Origin of the sequence: Lactobacillus sp. W8093, from assembly GCF_016100925.1 — a bacterium.
GTDB lineage: Bacteria > Bacillota > Bacilli > Lactobacillales > Lactobacillaceae > Lactobacillus > Lactobacillus helsingborgensis.
Window position 1 is genome coordinate 1 of sequence record NZ_JACFRL010000017.1, and the last position, 3,334, is coordinate 3,334.

Consider the following 3,334-nt stretch of genomic DNA (forward strand, 5'->3'; position numbering starts at 1 on the left):
AGCAAGTGGCAGTAATCAAGATGCAATCACAGGCAATACCAGCGCTCCAAGCACTACGGATAATGCAAAAGCTGATAAGCAAGAAGCGGGTTCTACACAATTTGACCCTGCTAAAGCTACTCGAGATGGCGCAATTTCAGGTACTTGGAATAGTATACCTACCACTTTTTCTGATGGAGTATTGTCTATTGGAGAACAAGGAAATAATTACTCGTTTGGTAACATAAACTCCGACTACCAGGGACTTTCATTTAGTGACAATAAGAAAAACTTAAAAATTGATGATTTATCTACTATTACAGAAATTGATTTTAATGCCCCTATCAAAATTTCAGGTGGGGTAATAAATTTTTTTGGTGGTTTAACTAACTTAACTACAATTAAGGGACTGCCTAATTTAGATACTGAGAATGTAACTAGCATGTATGGCTGGTTTGATGGTTGCAAGTCTTTAACCAGTTTAGATTTATCCCATTTTGATACTTCTAATGTTACTAATATGTCTCGTATGTTTGATAAATGTTCATCACTAGCATCTATTACCTTCTCTAATAAATTTAAGACAGATCAAACAACTGACATGTCCTATATGTTCAATGGCTGCCAAAAACTACCAAATATTGATATGTCTACGTTTAAAATAGCAAGCGGAACAGACACGTCCTATATGTTTAAAGATTGCAAATCTTTTACTAAATTAGATTTATCTAGTTCTTCCTGTACTGGTGACGCAAGTCATATGTTTGAGGGTTGCGATAATCTTGAATATTTAAATTTAATTAACCTTACTACAATTGATGAAGTTGATCATGGAGAACACTTTACTAGAGGTACTTGCTACTCTATGCTTAAAGATCTTCCTAAACTAAAAGTAATAGTATTAGGCCGCTTTACCCATATAAAACAGTCCGAATTTAATACTGAAGGGACTTGGGTAAACATGGGTATTCCACAAGGGAGTTGGCCAGTTCCCCAAAAAGGTTCAATCCAACTAAGTTCTGCTGACCTTGCTCAGAAGTATGATAATAGTGTCTTTAACGAAGATCTTTACCAAGACACTTATATTAACTTTAGGAACCTCGGTAAAGGAATTACTGTTCAATACCGTGACGAAGATGGAAATAAGATTCCTGGTGTTGACGATGATATTCAGTTTGGTAATATTGATGACTTTCTCGTAAACAACGATCCCTATACTGCCTTTAAACCACAAGAAAAGTTTACTGATAGTTCAGGAAACGAGTATGATTTTGATAATTTAGCTAAGATGAATAATAGTACGGTTAACTATAACGCTGTGAAATTTACCCCTAATGACCAGACTATTACTTTCTTCTATACTAAAAAAGCTAATAATTCTGACCCTTCCAATGGTTCAGACTCTTCTAATGGTTCAGACTCTTCCAACGGCTCTGATACCTCTAATGGCTCAGACTCTTCCAACGGCTCTGATACCTCTAATGGCTCAGACTCTTCCAACGGCTCTGATACTTCTAACGGTTCAGACACCTCCAATGGCTCTGACCCTAGTGATTCTGGTCCTTCTGTTTCAAGTACTTGGGAAGGTGTGCCTGTTATCTTCTATACTGATTCTGGTAAATTAAAAATAGGTAATCCTAAAAATACTTATACCGTTAAAGGTGATAGTTTATCTACCAATATTGGCATCAAGAACAATATATCTTTTGTAGACACATCAAAAATCAAAGAAATAAATATAGTAGGAAACATAGAAATCGAAGGGTATGCTCAAAACCTATTTTCGGGTCTTCCTAGTTTACAAACCTTTAAGGGATTAGAAAACTTAAAAACAGATAAAGTAACACGGATGGACAATATGTTTGAAGGCTGTTCATCACTAACCTCACTATCACTTCCTAAAAGTTTTAATACAAGTAAAGTAACCAATATGGGAGGCATGTTTTGGAATTGTACTGCTCTAAAAACTTTAGATTTGTCATATTTTGATACTTCTCAAGTAACTAATATGTTAAATATGTTCAATAGCTGTACCAGTCTAAAAAGCTTAAACCTACAAAATTTCAATACCGATGAGATAGATGATTTTTTGGGATTAGGTTCTATGTTTGAGAATTGTACCAATCTTGAAGAACTAAATATCGAAAACTTTAATATGCCATCTGCTAAGTCCGCTACTTCAATGTTTGAAAATGACTCTAATCTACGAAAATTAGTTTTAGGACCTAAATGCAATATTTCAAATTCTAATCTCAATGTTCAAGGCACCTGGGTAAACATGGGCTTAGGAAAAGGTTCCCCTAAAAAAGGTACATGCAAGTGGTATTATCCAGAGGCATTCTTAGATGAATTTAATCCTTCGACTCAACATGATACCTATGTATGTTTTGCTGATCTTGGAGGGCCAATTACAGTTCACTATCAAAGTGACAATAAAGATATTGCTGATGCAGAACAGCAATATGGTGACATAGATACTAAACTTGTCAACGACGGCTCATTCACTGCTTTTAATCCCAAAGAAATTAAGGGATATAAATTTGACCACGCAGAATTCAATGGATCGGGAACGGATATAAATAGCTTTCTGTTCACAGGCAAGCCTCAAACTGTTAATCTTATATATAAGAAAACTGCTGGTGGTTCTGGCAGTGAAAGTTCAACTGGTAGTAGTTCTGGATCTACTTCTGACAGTGGAAGTTCTAGCAGCAGCTCCTCTACTTCCACACCTGGAAATGGCAGCACTAGCAGTAGCGCCTCAAACTCTAACTCCAGTAGTACTAGTTCTACGCCTTCTGGCAGCTCTGGTATTTCCAATGGCTCCAATAGTTCCAATGGTTCAGGATCAAACAATAGTAGTGGCAGCAATGTAATTAACAATAATACGCCTACCCCAATTCCGACCAATAATAAGTCAAAGAAGAAAACTACTAAGAAGTCACATAAAAAACACCGGATGGATAAGCAGAATAATTCAAAGACAGTTAAGCATCATCAAACTGCTAATAAAGTACTTAAAGAAAGGCATCAAGCTAAGCGTCAAACTAAATTGACAGCGACAAGCGGCAAGCTGAATAACACTGCTAATGACCCGCAAAAAGGCAGGCAAGATAACACCCTGCCGCAAACTGGTACTGAGAAGCGCAACAGCTTAGCCATGCTGGCCTTAGGCAGCTTAGCTTTGGCAACCGCCTTAGGCGCTGCTTGGCTTAACCGTAAGAAAGACTAAATAAATTCTGACAAAAAACGTTCTATATTATTAAATATAGGACGTTTTTCGGTCTAGCTTAGCTTAGTTTGACTTTTAATAAGCTCAGCCATATACTAAACTTATATTAATATGCAGTTTAGAAGA

The 3,334-nt window shown here is 36.5% G+C and carries 1 protein-coding gene; it reads left to right on the top strand.

Features of this window, described 5'->3' with window-relative positions:
- Nucleotides 1-3,208 (top strand): BspA family leucine-rich repeat surface protein (locus H3T47_RS09120; protein WP_199283250.1); only part of this gene is annotated, 3,208 nt, incomplete at its 5' end.
- Between the last annotated feature and the right edge of the window lie 126 nt (nucleotides 3,209-3,334).